This is a genomic window from Geomonas ferrireducens (genome assembly GCF_004917065.1).
Classification (GTDB): Bacteria; Desulfobacterota; Desulfuromonadia; order Geobacterales; family Geobacteraceae; genus Geomonas; species Geomonas ferrireducens.
Genome location: NZ_SSYA01000001.1, coordinates 347396 through 366819, shown reverse-complemented (window position 1 = coordinate 366819; position 19424 = coordinate 347396). Strand labels below are relative to the sequence as shown.

The following is a 19424-nucleotide window of genomic DNA, read 5'->3' as shown; positions in this document are numbered from 1 at the left end:
CAGAGGGATAGAACATGACTTTCTACAAGGACTATTTCGGAATTAAACCGGATTACGTGCCGTGCATGACTTTGGCGGACATAAACAAGACGCCAAAAACGTGGCTGGGGTTCTATCCTCATAATTCATTCGTAGAGATTTTGCGGGAACTTCTCAAAAGTTTGGAAGGCGGGAACAAGACGCTTTGGATAACGGGCGCGTATGGCACCGGCAAGAGCTTCGCGTCTCTGGTTTTGCAAAAACTTTTCATGGACGATGATTCCCGTGTCCTGGAGTGGCTGGATCTCCGTATGAAACAAATTCCAGCACCTGTACGTAACGGGGTGCTTGCCCGGCGTCGAGATAAAGTGCTCGTAGTCTATGATGTGAACGCGGATGGCGTGGATGCGAAAAACCAATTTCTGATGCGCTTGCAGCGCGGCATCACAAAGGCACTGGAAACGGGTGGTCATATCATTCCACTGAAGGGCCAACTGGATGAAGTCATTGAGCGCATCCGGCAGGACGAGCCTTATTTCTTCGCTAAGCGCGATGAAATGCAAACACGGCTTTCACATCTGAATCCAGGTATTAAAACAGCGAATGCGTTGGAGAAGTGTTTACGGGATAAGAACCTCGAAGCAGGGTTGGTCAGCGACGCCATGCGAGTACTTGAGGCACGAAAGGTCTATTTGGATTTGAGCCCCGAGGAGTTCCTGGAATGGGTGGAAGCATCCTTAGAAGCAAACGGACTTTCAAAGTTGGTCTATATCTGGGACGAATTTTCGGCGTTCATGGAACGGAACCGGATGGAATTAAAGACTTTGGAGCAATTGGCTGAGGCAGCGCAACAAGGTCGATTCTATTTTGTACCTGTGACACATACGGACATTTCATCTTATGTCGCTCCTGGCTCGGAAAGCGCAAAGAAGGCGAACAATCGCTTTACCTTCAGACAGCTCGATCTGCCAAATGAGACAGCCCTTAAGTTGGCAGCAGACGCATTCGTAGTTAATCCGGAGAAGCAAACCGAGTGGATGCAAGAGCGTGACGTACTGTGGCACAGTGTGAAAGGCGTCGCTGAAAACTACATGGCAGTCAACAAGGCGGGCATCGATACGGCAGATTTCATGGGAATCTTGCCTTTGCACCCGATGGCTGCGTTCCTGTTGAAACATCTGTCTGTAACAGTTGGAGCAAACCAAAGGAGCATGTTCGAGTTTTTAAACGGTGAGGAATTCAGGGCTTTCATTGAAAAGGGCGGGATGGATGTTTTCGGTCATCAGTTCCTGACGGTGGATCATCTGTGGTGTTATTTTGTTGAACGGGACGACCTAGGTACGATACACGCTGTGCAGGACGCACGTGCGGAATACGCTCGTCGAGAAAAGGATTTACAGCCAGAAGAACAGCGAGTCTTCAAGGCTGTGCTGTTGTTCGGGTTGATCGAGCAGATGCAGGGAAAAGCACATCCGTTGCTGAGCGTTGCGGTCGAAAATATCCTACGTAGTTTTGAAGGGGACGGCGCCTTGCCAGGGGTGGATGCAATCCTACGCAATTTAGCACAAAAGCATTGTTTCGATATTGTACATGGACGTTGCGAACGTTTCCGTGACCGTTCCAATACAAAGGAAATTGAGGAGAAGAAAGCTGCCTTGGAAGGCAAGTTTGGCGACCTGGTGCTGAAAGACACCGAGCCGGAGTTGGCCAAGCAACTAAAAGGTGTGAACTACGGTGGGCGTTTTGATGTTCGCTCGGCAGGAGTCAGCAGCCTTTCAGCATCAAACATCACAAAAAAAGAATCGTTTGGGGACTATGGGAACCGGATACTTGTTCAGTTTATTCTGGCCCGGGATGAGCAGGAACAACTCCGAATTCCCGAGAAAGCAAAAGAGTTGGCAAAACAATTTAAAGACCACCGAATGCTCTTTGTGACGCTTCCGGAGGTTAACTTCTGCCGCGACAACGCGAAAGCGTGGGATGAGTTTACAGAAAACAGTGCCCGTCTTGCATTGGCTACTGACAGCGCAAGCAAGAGGGTGTTCGAAACTCAGGTCAACAGTGCCAAAGTCGCGTGGCTTTCTAAGGTAACGAGTGCTGCCAAGCTCATAGTGTACAAACCGAACTTAAACGGCGAACCCTACGCTGAAGAAGTGACATGGGCCCAACTGAAAATAGACTGGCTCACGACCTATGCGAAACAGATGTTCGGGGCATATACTGACCATTTGAGCGGCTTCAACATCAGTGCGTTTGCTGCACCGACTGCCTTGCAGAGCTGGGCACTGGCGGGGATGGAGTTCGATAAATTCGCGAAGCCCGGAGCGTGGAAAACTGTGGTGGCGTCATGGCAGAAGTGCGGCGTAACTGGTGACGAAAAATGGTTCGACGCAAATCCGAGCCACCCACTCATGCAACTGATGGAATTCTGCAAGAAACGACAGGACAACACGGTAGGAGATGGCAACCCTTGCTCTATACGTAAACTCTACATTGACCTGCAACGGCCGCCGTTCGGCTTGATGTGTGTACCGCATTCAGCCTTTGTGCTGGGCTTTGTGCTGAAGACATGGTTGACGGGACAGCGCAAACTGCAATGGACCGATGGCGTCACTAGCAAAACCTTGGACGAAGCGGCGCTAGCTGAAATCATTGAGGCGGTGGTAAAAGACGACGGCGCCAATGAGATCAAGTCCGAGAAATTGATTTGTCGCCTTTCCAAGGAGGAAAAGGCATTCATCGAACAGAGCAGCGTGATTTTCGGAAACAGTCCACTTGCGGACGGAACTGTGGAGGCTGCACTGAACGCGGTTGGGACACGTTTAGGACAGATCTCACAGCGCGTACCGCTATGGGTGCTGCCCGAATATATCCGTGCGCAAGCCGATCCGAGTGCAGAGGCAATGAGCAAAGTTCTCGACGCACTGTGCGCAGCGAACGTCATCAGCTCCAAAGGAGACACCGAGACGCGCGGCAATAAGGTCAAGGAGATTGGCAAGATTCTTTTGGCGACCCCCGGGTTGGCGGAAGCGATGGCCGAGTATATGACGCCGGTAGTCTTTGAGAAGGCATTCCAGCAGTATGTCGATAGTGCCAAGCCAGAGTTGAAGACCGCAGCTGAACGTGGGGGCGACTTGTCGCACATCTATTGTAAGGCGGTCAAAAATCGCTTTGCTGAGACCAGCGGTTGGCTATGGAAACCCGGAGACGCCGAGTCCGTACTGGAAGAGGTTTTTAGGCAGACCCTGTGCGCTGAGCATGTGCGTGGCCTGACGGGCTCATCGGGATACATGGGTTTCGAAGACGCGTTTAATCTGTTGCAGACGGCGGTGCTGAGCGAAAACAAGGTGCCAACAGATTTCTGGGTAAAGAAATTTCCAGCGTTGCAACGATTCTTTGATTTGCTGAATAGGCAGTCGTTGTCCGGGGAGGACGTGAAAAACTTAGAGGAGATTCTGGAACAGCAAAACGAGGTTATCTGCCAGGTTTTCTTCGATGTGGCACAAGGGCGGCAACTTGGGGCGATGCGGGAAATTTTTGGAGAATTGTGGCCGATTGAGAATGCAGAAAGCCGCGAACTTTATAATGTTTTTCCCCAGGGCTCGGCGAGAATCGATGAACAAAGCTTTAAAGTACAAGGGCGTAATAAGATTGAGGAGTACAGCCGGACGCTGGTTTCCAAACAGGTTGGTGCCCTGTGGCACGAACGCACAGGCACTGACTCGCCTGTCGAGTGGAGCACCAAACACGCGCTGCCCGCAGAATGCCTTTTGGCAGTGAACGATGCCAAGTACATCGTTGATGCGGTCGCGAACCCAGGAGGCGTGTCTGCGGAACGGTTACAGTCAGTGTACGACGTGCTTCGGAAAGAGGGGGTATTCCTAGATGTTGGCACGGCCGGTGAAAAATTTCTCAAAGGAGTGCTGCCTGTGCGATATCAAAAGATCGGTTTCAGCGTGGGGGAGTTGAGCGATTGGTTATCTAAAAAACTGGGTGACTCTCCGGGTAGATGGTTGACGGACGGAGGACTTCGGGATGCGGTTGAGGCATTCGTTAAGCAGGGATACGATACGCATGCCAGGAAGCAGGCTGCGGAAAAGGTCAGTATGCTTCCCGATGCTGAGGCAAAGATACTGCTCCTGAACCTCATTGATGAAATCCCGGACGTAGGGCTTTCCGTGCTGGAGTGATTGCATGACTTTGAACGAGTACTGCGAATACATCAGGAATCCGCTTTCAAACGCAAAAGCTCGGGTGGTGATTGTACCACCAGGAGAAAGTTCGACAACATTGCGCCGATTCTACCAAGTGCGTGGCAGCATTGAGTTGCGATTGAGCGATCTTGTAACGGAAAATACCTGGCTTCCAATGCCAAGCGAAATTTTAGAGCGGGTTTTCGATGCAATCAAGATAAAGGCGGCAAACCCTGAGCCTGTGGTATTGCTGGGGGGGAGCGGCTATCTTGGGTTGTTGACGGAAGAGAATAGACGGTCCGCAATTTTCGCTTTACGGGAGTGGTTGGATGGTGCCACTGGGCGAGAAGCCGTTTTGCTTTTGCAGAATGTTGAGGGCTTAGGGAACATACTCAGGGAAGTTTTCGCTAATCCGCGCTACCGCCAAGGGAAGCAACTGATAGAAATTGATTCTGAGCAGGCTATGTCGTCTACCGACTCAGAGGAATCAGAAAGAGTCGCTGGACGTCCCGAGGTGATGCTGGTCGGGAAAGATTTAGCATCCTACATTCCTGGAAGCTGCGAAACATTTCAGAAGTACTTACGACATACCGAGGATCATCCGAACGGCATCTCTATGCGACGGGTAGTTGTGGCCTCTGAAGGACGTGAATTGGCGGGGCTCAGCGCTGCGGTGCGGCAAGTTGTGTCTTTGCGAGATTTTGCTCGCGTTTTTTACAACTTGGAAGATGCCGCATTATCCGAAGAGGCTTTGCGATGGATATGCGAGCGGGGTAAAGAAGGTGAGAAAAACGCTTTGTCCGAAACTCTAAAGACTCTGTTTTTTCCACAGGGCGAGGTATCGAAGCGCATACTGCGTGTGTTTGACGAGTCTAGGGGGATTGAACGCGAGGCTGTACTATGGCTGGTTAAACAGATCTCGCCCAAGGGAAGTTACCTCGAGCGAATTGTAGCGCAAGAGGAGGTTGTTGTCGGCAACTTCCGCTCCGCATACGTAACGGGAGCCACGGAATGGCTAGATGATTCGTCGGTGTATGCTGTCGAGCGTAGGGACGCTATTCAGGAAGCTGACGTTCCAATGTCTGGCATGGATATCCGGCAGTTCATTACGCGGTGCACCAGCGAATCCACGTCACGAGTCGCAGCGTGGTTGAATTGCGGGACGGATGCTGAGCGGGCGGATTTACTACGGCGGTGTGCAGTGGATGGCCTGGTGTCAAATGCTGTAAAAGCTGTCTATCCAGAAGCGGCAATGTATATGAACAGCGATCTCGTTTTCGGTGACCTGACCCTGGAAGAGTATTTTATGGAGTACCGAGAACTGAAAATGGCCGGCCGCGTGACGCCAGAGTTCTACATGAGGGCGCAGCGCGTGTTGCCCCCGGAATCTGTGCAATCGCGAGACGCGATGGTTCAAAGATATGCATCAGACGGTGGATGTGCCTTATTGGTGGTAGACGCGATGGGCGCTGAGTGGCTTCCAATGTTGGTGACGCTGGCTTTGAAGCGGAATTTGGGCGTGGATTCGGTGGCAATTTGTGAGGCACATTTGCCAACCTCGACCAAATTCAACAACATCCATTGGCCGGATGTCAGATGCTTGCAGAACATCAAACGCCTCGACAACATTGTGCACAACGGCGATGAGATGCACGAGGTGCGGCGCCCGGAGGAGAACTTGGCAGCGGCGCTGAATGTAATTGGTGGCAAGGTTTTGCCGCACGTGGCGGAGGGGCTAACTCGGTTTGAGCGTGTGCTTGTCACAGCAGACCACGGTAGTTCACGTTTGGCAGTCTTGGCCTGGCAGGCCGAACCACGGTTGGCACAGACCCTTCCATGTGAGGCCGGTGCGGAAATCGCCGATTGGCGCTACCGTGAGCGGGCGGCGCAAGGCGGATGTCCTCCGGAGTTAGAGGAAACATTGGACGGCAGGCATTGGGTGGTACGCGGGTACGATCGACTGCCCAAGAGTGGCGGCGGACAGAGCTTCGAGTTGCACGGAGGGGCCACGCTTGAGGAGAGATTGGTCCCAGTGGTGGTTTTCTCTCGGACTGGCCAGTTTGTGCCGAAGGCAAGGACTAGCGGCAAGCGGGCACAAATTGTAGAGAAAGACGATTTCGATTTGTAGTCTTAAGGGGTTAATGAACCATGGTCGATACAGAAAAATTGCGAGCGGCATTTCCGGATACGACGGTCTTTAAGGCCCCTAATATCGTGGCAATCTTCAAAGCGGCGTCCATTCCGTCGTTTTTGCGTGACTGGATTCTTAAGCGCAAAGCGGAATCCGATGGGAAAATCCATGACGCGGAGGCTCTACGAAAATACATATACGAAATCATCCCACGCCGGGAGAATCTGTTGGAATTGAAGGACGCGGCTCGAAGTGAGGGACGCTCGAAAAAGTTTCTCGCCAAGATTGAAATCCAGTTCAGCGTCAGATCCGACGAGTACACGTTTTCAATTCCAGAACTGGGTCTTGGGCATGCTGAAACCCTGATCGAGGACTATATCTGGAATCGGATTAAAGATGATGTCGTAAAGACGGCTGGTGGCTGGGGGCTGGTACAACTGGGGTACCGCAGCCCGGACAACGAAACTCCGCGAGGATGTTTCACCTTATTAGAATACAAGAACTTCTGCCCATATACGATTGATCTGGACGCCTATAGAGAGGCTCGCAGCCAATTCACTACCGAAGAGTGGGTCGATGTTGTGTTGGGAGCAATTGATTACAACCCTGAGGGATACGAAGGCTGGGTGCAGAAGCATACAGTGTTGACACGCTTACTGCCGTTCATTGAGCCGCGCCTTAATCTGGTGGAATTAGCACCCAAAGGCACAGGCAAATCGTATATGTTCGGGAGGGTGGGGAAATACGGCTGGTTGGTCAGCGGAGGAACGCTGACGCGGGCGAAGATGTTTGGTGATATCAATGGGAAGAGTCCTGGTCTGATCGCGTCGAATGATTTCGTAGCGCTGGACGAAATTCAGTCGATTAACTTCCACGACCCGAGTGAGATGCAGGGCGGGCTGAAAGCTTACATGGAAAGTGGTGAAATCACTGTAGGTAAAAATCGCATCATTGGGGGGGCTGGTGTCATCCTACTGGGCAACATTCCTCAAACAGAGATGGACGAAACCAAAGATATGTTTCAGAGGCTGCCAGAAGTGTTTCACGAGTCAGCACTATTGGATCGATTCCACGGTTTTATCCGGGGGCGCGACATCCCGCGGATGAGTGAGAATTTGAAAATCAACGGATGGGCACTGAATACCGAGTATTTTTCTGAAATAATGCATTTGCTGCGAGAACCAGCAGAAACACTTATCTATCGGGATGTCGTTGGGAAGCTTGTTGAATATCCTTCTGGCGCGGATACACGAGACACAGAAGCCATTTTAAGGTTATGCACAGCCTACCTAAAATTGCTGTTTCCGCACGTCATAGCTCCTGGGAAAATAGATAAGGGAGAGTTTATGCGATACTGTTTGCGTCCCGCCGTGCAGATGCGAACTGTGATCCGGCAGCAGTTACAGAAGATGGACCCGCTGGAATACGGAGGTAAGAACGTCGCCGCTTATACGGTACGTGAGGGCGCTCAATGAGGGGAGGAAAAACAATCCATTGTGCCTACTGCGACAAGGAAAAGCTGTCTAAGGATGAGATTGGACTTAACAAAAAACTCATCCATCGGCAGATTGAACGGATGATGTGTCTCGCGTGTATGGCCGACCATTTCGAGACGACGGAAGACGACCTTCAAGACATGATCGAAAGATTAAAAGAGCAAGGCTGTTCGTTGTTTGGGTGAAGAAGTGGCTGAAAAACTCGTGGTTAGCTATCGTTGAGGAGGGATTGATGGCGATCTGGTGCTGTGGCTAGAATTGGGAGACTATCCCGTGTCTGGGCTTTCTTCCCTTGAGGCTTATTCTTCTTGCACCCCTCTCGGGTCAGCCCCACTATATTCATTGGATACATCCTTCCATTTGACACCTTGAGCATAGCGCCAGTGATTCCAGACGTAGTCAGCATCTGCATCAAATCCAGCTCGGCCAATGAGACAATAAATCCGACCAGATTTAGTCACTCCTTGACATCTTTCTCTATCGTAGGACTGTATGGCCGTACTCACCCTCCCTTCACGGCCTTCGAAATTGTATCCAACGAAATGCCGTTCACCGCGTTCAGTTTCGCGCACACTCCAACGGACCAGAGTAACCGTCGGCTGATCCGATACCGCTGGTGTCGACCAAATTCCTCCGCCCTTCATTGCTTTAATAATTTGGGATAATTCAAAGCTATCATCTTTGGGATTGTCCATAATGATCATACACTCCTGACACCGTCACTATAGGTCATAGAACTTGATTCAGGTCTAGGAACAAGAGCTTCTCTAGATATTTTTGCACAGTCTTACGCACCTTTATGGCTCCAAGCTGGAATTTATCACTCTCACTGCTGCTATTGTCTATCAACTCGGCTTCCAAAATTATTGCTTCCTCAAAGGCTGGGCTCAGCAACCCTGCAAACTTAGGATCGACTATTCTTTGGATATCCTTACTTTTACCAATTCTTGTTTTAACCCATGTGTCTACTACGAACCTAGCGTAAGCTATAAATATATGGTCAGGTATCGATCTAACTTGCATTTCCCACTCATTAATTCGGGAACCAGGGATGAATTTTTCTCCTGTTTTATATAGATACTCAGTTAGAGACAGCCCCATTTGTTTCTGGCTGAGTCTTAATGCATGCCGTATATATCGGATATCAATGGGAGTGATATTCAATTTGTTAATATCTCTCATGCTTCACTCCAAATACATGTCAATTACCCGCCAAAGTTCCATTAGGTCAGTGCCCCTGATTTCATACTCCACAGTGATATATTGTCGTTTTACTTGAAATTCAAGATCAGTCATCACTTTCTTTGCATTCCTTAAACGTGCATGTAATTCAAGATGTAGAAAGACGGGAAGGCATAGTAAATTTTCAGCATTGTTGTTAGTTGGATCAAGGTCTCGGTGGTGAATACAGCAGTTGTGTGGGACCTCTTTCTTGTAAAGTCTTTCCCAGACTAAGATATGCTCCATTTTTGATACTAATTTCTTTTCTTCTCGGTCAAAGTACTGCCGGAAGAAATAGCCCTTTGTATTTCTATATCTCTTTGCAAGATCCCACACTTGATCGCAGGAGGACGGTCTTAAGTATGTACGGTCTGCGTCTTTCGGCCTAGACCCAGCACAAATACCACTTCTGTGCAGATCGTTACAACCTGACACCTTAGCGAGCCCTATGCTGACAGATTGCTGCATTTACCCCTCCCCAACTGGCTCGTTACTGGTTCTGCATCCGTCATTCACTCCGCCCGCAATCGGTACAAGTTCCGTCATTATTAAGATAGTCAACCAGCATTAAGCACCTGCTGCACCGTCTCCGTCGATCCGGTTGCGGCAATACGATGATTTGATTCGTCTGGGTGTCGAATAAATAGACATTATCCCTGTTGCCTTCTGTGTTAAGCGCTACGTAATTCTCGGCTACCTCCGGCTTCTGGAGTGAGGTGTGCCCAAAAATCTGCTGAATCCCCGTATCTAGCCAAAGTTTTTCCTGTCTCAGGTCAAACCAGAAGCATCCGCCAAGAGCTGCTGACCCGTCCCTGGCAATCCCTATGTCGAAGATGCTGTGTCTTTCTCCGTGATACAGCCAGGCGTTCATTGCTTCGTTGATTCTGGTTGCGATTTGTTCGGGTGGATCCCCACGAGTTATTTTTGTACTGCACCCCGAGTGGGTGCAGAGCCATCCATCTGCGACGTAAGCTGCGACGAACCGCCTATGATTTGCCTCAATGATCTCCTGCAGCACGGTTTCTCGATACTGAATTCCACTGCAGCGGAACGGCGGTGGCACCAGGTAGTGCAGGTCGTGATTCCCCCACAGGAGCACGGCCGGACTTTCCATAAGCAGTTGCAGGGCTCTCAATTGGCGTTCCAGCGACTCCCACGGAGAGTCCAGATAGTCGCCCAGGGCAATATGCTCATGGTCGGGCTGATACTCCAGGAAAGCCTGAACCTTTTCAAGATTACCATGAATGTCGCCTACGATGATTGCCATCTCCACCCTCGGCTCTAAGGATCGAAAATTATCCCGTAACCATCCCCCAAACCCCAGAAGGGGCGGCATCAGGATGTCATGAATGCAGGGGAAGCTTTAAGTTGCACGCCTCTTACGGAGGTTTTCAAAGACAAATCATACCTCACGGACATTATTTTGACAAGCATTAGGCCTGTGGGGTCGTTCTCTTGTGAGTAGAAAAGGATTACATTCCCCGAATATTTGTAATGGAGGGGGATGGTGAGTTCCGCTAAAGTGTTACTTGGGGCACGTATTAAGCAGATCCGAAGGGCTAAGGGATTATCCCAAGGAGAGCTTTCGGAACGTATTGAAATCACAGAGAACTACCTTAGTCGTATAGAGGTTGGCACTAGTTGCCCATCCTTGCCTACACTTGAAAAAGTGGCTGCCGCTCTAGATGTGTCACTGAAAGATCTCTTTGATTTTGAACCGTTTAGGGAAGAGACACGCGAGGTAGAGACCCTGCTCAAATCTGCGGGCACAGAAAAAAAGCGGCTCGTATTGAGCATTGCAAAGCTGATTCTGAGAGGGGAGTAGGTTTATGAGTATTTGACCTTCTGGCCAAGTCAGAATCTGCCACCCTTGCACACATCGCTCTCTTGCGTTTAGGGGGTGCCCAAAGTGAGATAGCTTTTAATGCCCTTCAATAATTTCAATCAATTTTTTAATCCGTTGCGGGGCGGTAGCAATGAATAATGCGTTCGTTGCCATCTCATTTCGAGGCTCATCCAGGTAAACGGTAGCGATTGTAACTTCATCATATTTGGGTTTCAATTTTTCCTTGAGCAAGGAAGTTGAAGTAGGAAAGGTGGGTGTCCCAACTATGTCATAATAGTTCCCTTTTGGGTCCAGCCTGATTTTCCAGTCGCTTGAGATAAGACCTAGCTCATTTTTTATTTGTGTAATAGTATCTTCTATCGTTTCCTCACGCCTTCTAGCTGCAGGTTCCATTAAGTGCGTCAGTAGGTTTATTATTTCTTGGTCTGCAATGTTGGCTGCAACGAGCCTGCCCAGGTGATTTAGAATCACTGGTGTTATAGCCTCAATGACAGTCTCCCCTAAGCCAGGCAAAATTCTCGTAAAAGCATTCAACAAATCATCCTTCGTCAAGCCAGCGAGCTGATTTAGTATATCATCTGTTTGCCCCTCATATTCCTCTTTGCCAGATGCTTGCAAGAGGAGAATTCTCCCCATTTCCGCAGCTGTCACACCAAGTTTTCTTTTCTGAGCATCAACCTCGGTTTTTTTCCCTGCAATATGTCGCAATACTGTCACGAGTCCCCCCTTGTACCAAATTTGGTATTACCCCGTATCGGCAAATGACTTAGATGTTTAAAAGTTATTTTACGGTTCTGTCAAATACGCAAGTTGGATGAAGTACTACAACGGCGGGCAAGGTAAAGGGGGGGAGCGCGGAATGCCAGATCTTCGGCACCTCGGTACGGACTGGGGCATTCTACATTGAATGCCGTACCGCTTACTGTTGAGCATGGGGGGGGGCTAGTGACGGCTGATCCAGCCTCAGGTCGTCTCCGTCGCAAATGTTATGTGGGAGGAAAACAAGGGGCGCGTGGCGAGGCGAGCGGTACCAAATTTGGTATATATTTCGACACGTTAGCCTTGTATAGCGCTTGATTTTCCATCTGCTGTTCGGTATAAGAATGGTAGATAGTACCCCCCCCCTTTCCCGAAGCGGGACTGGGCGCTTATTAAATATGTGGCCCCAGAAACTATCATGACATTAGGCTTCGGTGGTACCCCCGTACAGGACAAACGAGGTGCACTTAGGGGGTAGCGCCGAACGGTTCACAAGGTGTGGAGGTTGCGGAGGCGGGCCGTCATTTTTGAGGCTGGGAGCCATAGGTGAGTGGTTGCGTGTGCCATCGAGCGTTGGCTACGATGGGTGTTGCGCAGTAAATGTACCCCGAGATAGCAGGAAGTGCGATGTGGCGAAACTAATCTGGGCAGAAAAAGTTAGGTACGAATGTAAACCACAGATTGTAGACGGCAATGTCAAGTTCACGGGTGGGAGGTTGCTAAAAAATATCCCAGCTCTGTACGACAAAGATGACAACTATGTAGAGCCGGTAAATTTAAGGTTTATGGAGCTTGCCCCGGACCATAAAGATTTATCCAGTGATGCTAAAGCACTTTTAAGTTATTGGTCATATCTTGAAGAAAACGAACTGTCCTGGGATTATTTTAACATGCCCAAGAACTATAAACCCACATACAGGTGGAAAAACGAGCTATTACGTCGAGCGGATAAGGGTGAAATGACATATGGTACAGCTAATACTTACGTCGGCCGAGTAGTAGCGTTCTATAAGTCGGCAATGGTAAGTGGTAGACTTTTAATAGAAGACGAAAGGTTTGCTCCATTTAAAACAGTACAGATAGTGATACTAAGTGATTCTACGGGTGAAGGGAATGTGAGGCAAATAATTGTGGAAACAACTGATCTAAGGATTAGAGTTCCTAAAACCGCGAGATCGCTAAATCCATTAGAAAGAGAGGAAGTACGGGCGCTGGTGACCGTTATGAAAAGGCATGCGTCGAAAGAGTTCAGGTTGATGGTATCACTTGCCAGCCTCTCAGGTTTGAGGATAGATGAAGTTCTTACCTTTAATACAAACCTAGTGAGGCCACCAACTGAAAATGAAAAAAGAATTGAAGTAGAAGTTGGTCCACACGTCCAAGTTAATACCAAATATGGCAAAAAAAGAACAATTGAGATTCCAGCGAATTTGATGCGTGCATTATATAAATACTCTATCAGTGGCAGAAGGCTAACAAGATTGGAAAATGCGATTCAAACTGATAACACAACAGAAAATTTGTTGTTCATAACTCAAAGAGGAAACAGATACAACGTAAAAAGTGTGGAAAAGTTATGGAGTGACATCAGAAATATTATACGAGATACATTTGATATGAATTTCAAGCACCATTTCCATGATTTGCGGGTAAGTTACATAACGTATCGTTTGCAGTCGCTGCTTGATGCTGGGATAGCCCCATCAGAAGCACTTTCATTGCTGATGGCGTTGGCTGGGCACAAAGACGAAAAAACTACTTGGAAATACATAACATATTTGAAAGTTCACGAAGTAAAGAAAAATGCCATCACAATGCTAGATGCTATCATGGAAGATGTTTTGAATTCTGGCTATGAGTAAAACACATGACAATATGGCTCCTGTTTGGAGAGGGCCAGGCGGATCGCCTATTCGATGCGACTTCAACCGCTTTGATTATTATGGGGTTCCAAAAAAATATTCCCCAGGATCGACTACGTCCGCGGATTATAGATTGGGCTCACTATCAAAGTTGGTCTACGAAGTTTTTATGAACTCTGACTGGGCAGAGGCTACTAAAACTTACAGATTTTCTCACTTTGTGCGATATGTAAGCTTTTGTGACAACAACCGGATTGAACCAATTTCTGGAAATGGAGTCAATCGATGGATTGACCATAATGATCATATGCACCTTGAAGGGAAATGGAATGATGGCACGTGCCTGTCCCAGGTGAATACAGTTTTAAGCATTTTGAAAAATATGGATCTAAATGCCAACTTTTTGTGGGACGTAATAAACCCATTTGGCAGAACTGAAACGGAGTCGACTCAAGGTTATAGCGACTCTGATCTGAAAAAATTACTGCACTTATTGGTGAACCTTTTTTGCTCACTTTATGACCAATTTATTGTGAACCCGAAAAATTTTATGGTGTGCCCGAGATGGGCGGAATCATCTAGGTATTATGCTATGACCTTTAACTATAAAGGAGTTGATCACAAAATTTCATCCCCAATAAATAAGCTTAGTGCAGCTTCGTGTTATCTGCTTTCATATTACACTTGGGGGAATACGACTCAGTTACTGGAAATCAAACGTCCCATTATCGATGGAACTACGTTGTCAGAAAAATGGGCAGTAATGCCTGCCTTTAAAAGAAGGGCCAATAGATTCGTAAATATTGAACTTGGTGAAAATGACAGTCTGAATGTACCAAAACATGCTATGTGGATTTTATGTAAAATAATTAATATTTCAAAAAATTTAAGCCCAGAGCCAGGGAGTTTGATGCTGAATGGCGTTTACGGTGGGAGCTTAACGCCCATCACTGGCAATCATCTGGGAAGGTTTAATCGGTGGCTTAAAAGGACTTTTGACCTGCGAGATGATTTCGATGTTCCGCTGGTTCCATTAGTACGAAGAATGCGAGCGAGTGGTATATGTAGATTCCAGGTTTTTACTAATGATTCTATTAAGCCTGCAATAGTTGCCGGAAATGAGCCTAGGGTTGTTAAGCGACATTACAGTGAAGGAAATAAGTTTGAAAATGATATGCAGTTACAGGCTACATCATTGACGTTGGAAAATTTGGCACGAAGAAAATTGGGGGTAAAGGATGCTAAAGGGGTTACTGCTGCGCAGTTGAACGTTGAAGTACTACCTTATGAGGCAATGCTGAACCAACTAATTTTGCCCACTCGAAACGCTAATGGTAGTTATTGTAAAGATCCTTATGGAGATAGGTCGCAAAAACAAAATTTAAGAGCACAAGTCAGAAAAGTTATTAATAATAAAAGTCACCTCGCCTGTGCAGATCTTCTGTGGTGCTTTGAGTGTCCTTACCAGGTAATAGTGGAAACTGTTGATGATATTTGGTGCATTCTTTCCTTTAAAGAGTGTTTAGAGGAATCAGCATATATGCATTTAGATCGAAATCACTACGAAGGAAATTTTAGCAGAATATTGAGGCAAATAGATTGTCGTATTGTAGGTGTAAGCAAAAATGTTAGAGCTGATGCGGAACGAAAATTATTTAAAATAGGGCGCCACCCTGCATGGTTGGATTTGGATAACCTTTCTATTAGCGCGGTAAAAATCGATGAATCTTCAAGCTAAATTTGCCATTGATATCCCCGCAGATATAAAAAAGGCAATTGATCTACAGGGCAGTCGTAACATAATCGAAATTCCAACAGCGGAACTAGGTAAAATGAGGTCATCGTTAAACGATTTTATTAAGATCTTGGGGTGTCGGATTACTGATGAAGATATTGCAGAATTTCAAAGGTTAAATAGATCGGTTGGCGTGGCCGATTTGCCGAAAGTGGGAAGTATATGGCCATTTCATCCACAGCAGATGCGAAGAACATTCGCAATGTTCGGCGCTAGGCATAGTCTGGCTGGTTTTTCAGCGATTAAACAACAGTTTAAGCACCTTATTGTCAGAATCTCTGAGTATTACGGTCACGGGGCTGCATCGGCCAGGGCCGAAGATGTCCGTTTGGACCACGAATTAATCTACCTGTTAAAGGAATCAAGAATCGATTTCGAGGCCACTATGTTGTACGAATTTTACAATTCAGATCAACCTTTAGCTGGTAAAAAAGGATTGCAAATAGTTGAAGAAAGACAGGATGCCCCAATCATATATAAATCCTGGGAGATGGTGCGCAAGTTAGTAAAAGAAAATAAAATTTCCTATCACACTACTCTAGTAAATGGATGCGTAAACGGCCACAAATGTGATATGTACGGAATTATTAACCCCGCATATTGTATTGAGTGCGATGGGGCTATTATTACAGTAGAACATGGTAACAATTGGTATAAAAAACACTTTTCTTTGGTTACCTACGTTAGCAGTTTGAAAAATATGTCTGAAGGTGAATTTAGCCATTATATACCGCAAATACGATGTGCAGAGAAAGTGATGGATGGCCTAGGTATTAAATACGTTGGTTACACCTGTGATAGGGAGGATCCGTAATGAAAAAAAGTGAGGAAACCCGTGCTGCCTTGGAAAGTGCCTTAGATCGAATATTGGCTGGAAGTGCTAAACGGAATGTAAGTGTAAGTGCCGTTGAAAAAGAAGCAGGTCTTGGCAATGGTAGCGCTTATTACTATAAGGACTTTGTAGATAAAGTAAAAATGCATAAAAAACAGATTTTCAGGGTGGATGCGTTAACGCGTGGAAAACCCGGTAAAAATTCTGATCGTAGGATTAAGGAAAAGTACAGGGATGAACTTGTCAAGTTGCGAAAAATGATGTCTAAAATGGCTCAGACGCACCATGAAATGCACACGGCTTTGGTTATTGCCCTCAACGATGTTGCTGATCTCAAGGACAAGCTTGCGAAAGCAAGGCGAAGCGAGATTGCGGTCATAAAAGATTGAGCATCACGAACTTGGCTCACCGTCTTGTTTGAAAGCTCCAGGCCATTGGGGTGCGGCTTAAGTTCAAATTTGCGGAGTTAGTTACCATGTGAGCAGGGAGCTGTGAAGCTAAACAACCGCGGTATACCCGTAAGTGCCCCCCTCTGAACCCGTCCCCTCAAAATAGAAAAAAACACCTCAGTTTTCGGAAAAAAGTTAGATGTTTAGCTATAAAAAATCCTTCCAATTTATTTTTTCTGGAAATAATGTGCCGTCCTATTAAGCCCAAGCCAGTATTGGTTTCCCAAAATACGGAAAAGCTAAGAGTTGGAGGTAAAATTTGTTGTAGTTGTGGTTGCCGTCCTTGTGGTGCACGGTGAGCAAGTGCAGGTTGGAGAGTTCGAATTCGCGGCCACACTTGGCGCAGATCCAGCCGTGCAGCTTCAGCGATTTCTCCCGGTAGTTTTCCGGGCGTTGCTGCTCGCCTCTCAGCTTGCGCACCAGTTCGTCGATTTCCTCGGCACTCTTGGGAGCTACGTTCTTCGGGCCGCGCGGGCGAAACGATGGGGACATGGATGATCCTCCTGTTTGGGAAGGGGGCGATGCGGTTAGAGGTTCCCTTTGAGCCCGATTGCCTCGGCGGCGGGCTTCATCCCCTCGATGGTGTCCGCGATCAGTTCGTTCAGCTCGACTCCCATCATGGCGGCGCCCTTCTCGATGACGGAACGGTCCGCACCGGCGGCAAACGCCTTGTCCTTCCACTTCTTGGTGACGCTCTTAACCGGCAGGTCGAGGATGCTCTTCGAGGGACGCACGAGCGCGCTCGCAGAGACGAGGCCGGTCAGTTCGTCGATGGTGAACAGGGTCTTTTCCAGCTGCGTGACCGGTTCCACATCGCTGCAGATCCCCCAGCCGTGCGATACCACGGCTCGGATGTAATCATCGGGCCAGCCGGCGCTGCGCAGGATCTCGGGCGCCTTGTGGCAGTGCTCTTCGGGGTGGCGCTCATAGTCGATGTCGTGGGCAAGGCCTATGATGCCCCACATCTCCTCGTCTTCGCCGTACTTGCGCGCCATGTGGCGCATCACCGCTTCCACAGCGAGGGAGTGCCTTCTCATCTGGTCGCTCGGCAGGTATTCCTCGATCAGTTTCCAGGTCGCTTCCCTGGTCGGTGCGCTGCTCATAAAAAAATGCCTCCCTCTTGTTTTTGTCAGGCATGGATCGTAGCCAAAAACGCTAACGATGTCAATTGGCTAAGCCTTCGGCTCCAGGCGGGCGATCTTCGGTTCGTGCCCCTTTTTGTACACCATCAGGGTCCTCTTGAAGTTGATCACGATGTCGCCGTTTTGGGTGAAGCCGGTGGTCTTTACCGTCACGATGCCGAGGTTCGGGCGCGACTTCGATTCACGCTTTGCGAGCACCTCGGACTGTGAGTAGAGCGTGTCCCCCTCGAAGAGCGGGTTCGGGAGAGTGACCTCGTCCCATCCCAGATTGGCGAAGACGTTCTGCGAGATGTCGGTGACGCTCTGCCCGGTGACGATGGCGAGGGTGAGGGTCGAGTCGACCAGCGGTTTGCCGAACTCGGTCTGGGCGGAGTAGTGCGCGTCGAAGTGGACCGGCGCCGTGTTCTGGGTGAGGAGGGTGAACCAGATGTTGTCGGTCTTCGTTATGGTGCGTCCCAGCGGGTGGGGGTAGACGTCGCCTACCTCGAAATCCTCGAAGAACCTGCCGCGCCAGCCTTCCTTGATTGCCATGTCGACCTCCGGTTTCTTTGGTGGGGCGGCGCCGGGCCGCACATATATATCTATTCACTGATTCACTGCGCGAGGGTCTGTGACCTCACGTAGAGTACGAGCCCTAGCAGCGAGAGCACGATGCCGATACCTCCCGCCGCACCGGGCCAGGCACCCCCAAGGAAGGCGATTTCGCCGAGCAGGGAGAAGACTACCTCCATGGACTGCGTGGCGTCAACGGCCGAGAGCTCAAACGGCGTCTTCGCCAGGTGGCGCGCCTTGTAAAAGAGGGTGGTGGCGAGAACTCCCGAGAAAACCGCCACCATCGCGGTGTTGACGAGCTGTCCCGCGGACGGGGCGGGCGGGTGCACGAAGAGGATCAGCACGGCCCAAAGCGGGAGCGAGCCGAGCACCATGATGAGTACGCGTGCCGCGCTGTCGTCGAGCACCGCGGTGCTTGCCTCGGGAAGCCTGACGATCTTGCCGTGACGCGCCTCCCAGATCAACTGGTTGCCGAGTGGGTACGCGAAAGCCGCAACGAGAACGGGGAGTATGCCCAGCACCGTTTCCCGCAGCGAGGCCGCCGCGGCTTGTTCCAGGGTGACCAGGACGATGCCGATGAAGATGAGGAGGGTGTAGAAGACGCCGCGCATCGGCACGCGTTTGCCGAAGAGAAGGAGCACAAGCGGCGTGGCGAGGATGGTCGACTGCCACGTGGTCGCCACGACCCAGCCGGGTGCGAAGGAAGAACTGAAGGTGAGCAGAGCGTAGAAGACGCCGAAGCCGGTGCTTCCGGCCACGGTCCAGAAACACCAGTTGCTGCGAAAGGCCGTGAAGACGTCCTTCAGGAGGCGCGACTTGCCGGTCAGGGCGAGCCAAAGCCCCAGCATGAAGAACATATAGAAGTAGCGCAGGCTCGCGGTCCAGATCCAGTGCCCCCCCTGCAGGCTCATGGCGCGGTTGAGGACGAAGGTGCTGCTGAAGAAAAGGGCGGAGCATGTGCCGAGGAGAATCAGACGTGTCATTGCTACCTTCTGCGTGATGGATGTGCCTGTCGCGACGGCTAAACCTCTGTAACTGAAAAGTCATTTGAGGTAAAGCGAAAACGGAGCTTTCGTCACTGGAGACGTCACATTAAGGCACTCGGTTGACTGCCGGCTTGGGAGGGGGCAGGACAGGGTGGAAAGGCGCGCAAACACAGGGCTCGCG

17 protein-coding genes are annotated in these 19424 nt (G+C 49.2%); 8 read left to right on the top strand and 9 right to left on the bottom strand.

Going from position 1 to position 19424, the window contains the following annotated elements; all coding sequences use genetic code 11:
* Positions 1–14: 14 nt before the first annotated feature.
* From E8L22_RS01670 to brxL, 3 genes are read left to right on the top strand one after another with little or no spacing between them, the layout of a single operon-like run.
* Complete coding sequence (locus E8L22_RS01670) at positions 15–4169, top strand: transposase (protein WP_136523554.1); 4155 nt, start codon at positions 15–17, stop codon at positions 4167–4169.
* A 4-nt stretch (positions 4170–4173) separates the two neighbouring features.
* On the top strand, positions 4174–6300 hold the full coding sequence (locus E8L22_RS01665; protein WP_136523553.1) for a BREX-4 system phosphatase PglZ: 2127 nt from the start codon (positions 4174–4176) through the stop codon (positions 6298–6300).
* Between the two features lie 20 nt (positions 6301–6320).
* Complete coding sequence (brxL, locus tag E8L22_RS01660; RefSeq protein WP_136523552.1) at positions 6321–7778, top strand: BREX system Lon protease-like protein BrxL; 1458 nt, start codon at positions 6321–6323, stop codon at positions 7776–7778.
* Positions 7779–8098: 320 nt separating this feature from the next.
* On the opposite strand, the gene E8L22_RS01650 is transcribed toward brxL, so the two are convergent.
* The 4 genes from E8L22_RS01650 to E8L22_RS01635 are packed head-to-tail and all read right to left on the bottom strand — an operon-like array spanning position 8099 to position 10287.
* Positions 8099–8503 carry a hypothetical protein gene (locus E8L22_RS01650; RefSeq protein ID WP_198420105.1) on the bottom strand — a complete coding sequence of 135 codons (405 nt, stop codon included), beginning with the start codon at positions 8501–8503 and terminating at the stop codon, positions 8099–8101.
* A gap of 25 nt (positions 8504–8528) precedes the next feature.
* The gene (locus E8L22_RS01645) at positions 8529–8981 is read right to left on the bottom strand and encodes a hypothetical protein (protein WP_136523550.1); all 453 of its coding nucleotides are present in this window, start codon (positions 8979–8981) and stop codon (positions 8529–8531) included.
* A 3-nt stretch (positions 8982–8984) separates the two neighbouring features.
* Positions 8985–9488: an HNH endonuclease gene (locus tag E8L22_RS01640; protein WP_136523549.1), complete on the bottom strand. Its 504-nt coding sequence runs from the start codon at positions 9486–9488 to the stop codon at positions 8985–8987.
* 40 nt (positions 9489–9528) lie between these two features.
* On the bottom strand, positions 9529–10287 hold the full coding sequence (locus E8L22_RS01635) for a metallophosphoesterase (protein WP_162604759.1): 759 nt from the start codon (positions 10285–10287) through the stop codon (positions 9529–9531).
* A 240-nt stretch (positions 10288–10527) separates the two neighbouring features.
* On the opposite strand from E8L22_RS01635, the gene E8L22_RS01630 reads away from it, so the two are divergent.
* On the top strand, positions 10528–10845 hold the full coding sequence (locus tag E8L22_RS01630) for a helix-turn-helix domain-containing protein (RefSeq protein WP_162604758.1): 318 nt from the start codon (positions 10528–10530) through the stop codon (positions 10843–10845).
* 96 nt (positions 10846–10941) lie between these two features.
* Here E8L22_RS01630 and E8L22_RS01625 read toward each other — a convergent pair whose 3' ends face one another.
* Positions 10942–11583 carry a hypothetical protein gene (locus E8L22_RS01625; protein WP_136523546.1) on the bottom strand — a complete coding sequence of 214 codons (642 nt, stop codon included), beginning with the start codon at positions 11581–11583 and terminating at the stop codon, positions 10942–10944.
* A gap of 671 nt (positions 11584–12254) precedes the next feature.
* On the opposite strand from E8L22_RS01625, the gene E8L22_RS01620 reads away from it, so the two are divergent.
* From E8L22_RS01620 to E8L22_RS01605, 4 genes are all read left to right on the top strand, one after another.
* Positions 12255–13487 carry a site-specific integrase gene (locus tag E8L22_RS01620; RefSeq protein ID WP_136523545.1) on the top strand — a complete coding sequence of 411 codons (1233 nt, stop codon included), beginning with the start codon at positions 12255–12257 and terminating at the stop codon, positions 13485–13487.
* A gap of 169 nt (positions 13488–13656) precedes the next feature.
* Positions 13657–15225, top strand: a complete 1569-nt coding sequence (locus E8L22_RS01615; protein WP_136523544.1) for a hypothetical protein — start codon at positions 13657–13659, stop codon at positions 15223–15225.
* Positions 15209–16096: a hypothetical protein gene (locus E8L22_RS01610; protein WP_136523543.1), complete on the top strand. Its 888-nt coding sequence runs from the start codon at positions 15209–15211 to the stop codon at positions 16094–16096. The genes E8L22_RS01615 and E8L22_RS01610 overlap by 17 nt, the downstream gene beginning before the upstream one ends.
* Positions 16096–16503 (top strand): hypothetical protein, encoded by a 408-nt coding sequence (locus tag E8L22_RS01605; protein ID WP_136523542.1) that lies wholly within the window; start codon positions 16096–16098, stop codon positions 16501–16503. The genes E8L22_RS01610 and E8L22_RS01605 overlap by 1 nt, the downstream gene beginning before the upstream one ends.
* A gap of 258 nt (positions 16504–16761) precedes the next feature.
* Here E8L22_RS01605 and E8L22_RS01600 read toward each other — a convergent pair whose 3' ends face one another.
* The 4 genes from E8L22_RS01600 to E8L22_RS01585 all read right to left on the bottom strand — a co-directional run bounded on the left by E8L22_RS01600 (position 16762) and on the right by E8L22_RS01585 (position 19240).
* The gene (locus E8L22_RS01600; protein WP_246044509.1) at positions 16762–17055 is read right to left on the bottom strand and encodes an HNH endonuclease family protein; all 294 of its coding nucleotides are present in this window, start codon (positions 17053–17055) and stop codon (positions 16762–16764) included.
* Between the two features lie 35 nt (positions 17056–17090).
* Positions 17091–17666, bottom strand: a complete 576-nt coding sequence (locus tag E8L22_RS01595) for an HDIG domain-containing metalloprotein (RefSeq protein ID WP_136523541.1) — start codon at positions 17664–17666, stop codon at positions 17091–17093.
* A gap of 69 nt (positions 17667–17735) precedes the next feature.
* On the bottom strand, positions 17736–18236 hold the full coding sequence (locus E8L22_RS01590; RefSeq protein ID WP_136523540.1) for a MaoC family dehydratase: 501 nt from the start codon (positions 18234–18236) through the stop codon (positions 17736–17738).
* A gap of 62 nt (positions 18237–18298) precedes the next feature.
* Complete coding sequence (locus E8L22_RS01585; protein WP_136523539.1) at positions 18299–19240, bottom strand: DMT family transporter; 942 nt, start codon at positions 19238–19240, stop codon at positions 18299–18301.
* Positions 19241–19424: the final 184 nt, after the last annotated feature.

Coding starts and splice junctions, on each gene's coding strand:
- brxL (WP_136523552.1), top strand. CDS start 6,321: ATGGTCGATACAGAAAAATTGCGAGCGGCATTTCCGGATACGACGGTC.
- E8L22_RS01635 (WP_162604759.1), bottom strand. CDS start 10,287: ATGGCAATCATCGTAGGCGACATTCATGGTAATCTTGAAAAGGTTCAG.
- E8L22_RS01610 (WP_136523543.1), top strand. CDS start 15,209: ATGAATCTTCAAGCTAAATTTGCCATTGATATCCCCGCAGATATAAAA.
- E8L22_RS01640 (WP_136523549.1), bottom strand. CDS start 9,488: ATGCAGCAATCTGTCAGCATAGGGCTCGCTAAGGTGTCAGGTTGTAAC.
- E8L22_RS01670 (WP_136523554.1), top strand. CDS start 15: ATGACTTTCTACAAGGACTATTTCGGAATTAAACCGGATTACGTGCCG.
- E8L22_RS01615 (WP_136523544.1), top strand. CDS start 13,657: ATGAACTCTGACTGGGCAGAGGCTACTAAAACTTACAGATTTTCTCAC.
- E8L22_RS01645 (WP_136523550.1), bottom strand. CDS start 8,981: ATGAGAGATATTAACAAATTGAATATCACTCCCATTGATATCCGATAT.
- E8L22_RS01600 (WP_246044509.1), bottom strand. CDS start 17,055: ATGTCCCCATCGTTTCGCCCGCGCGGCCCGAAGAACGTAGCTCCCAAG.
- E8L22_RS01665 (WP_136523553.1), top strand. CDS start 4,174: ATGACTTTGAACGAGTACTGCGAATACATCAGGAATCCGCTTTCAAAC.
- E8L22_RS01650 (WP_198420105.1), bottom strand. CDS start 8,503: ATGATCATTATGGACAATCCCAAAGATGATAGCTTTGAATTATCCCAA.
- E8L22_RS01585 (WP_136523539.1), bottom strand. CDS start 19,240: ATGACACGTCTGATTCTCCTCGGCACATGCTCCGCCCTTTTCTTCAGC.
- E8L22_RS01595 (WP_136523541.1), bottom strand. CDS start 17,666: ATGAGCAGCGCACCGACCAGGGAAGCGACCTGGAAACTGATCGAGGAA.
- E8L22_RS01605 (WP_136523542.1), top strand. CDS start 16,096: ATGAAAAAAAGTGAGGAAACCCGTGCTGCCTTGGAAAGTGCCTTAGAT.
- E8L22_RS01590 (WP_136523540.1), bottom strand. CDS start 18,236: ATGGCAATCAAGGAAGGCTGGCGCGGCAGGTTCTTCGAGGATTTCGAG.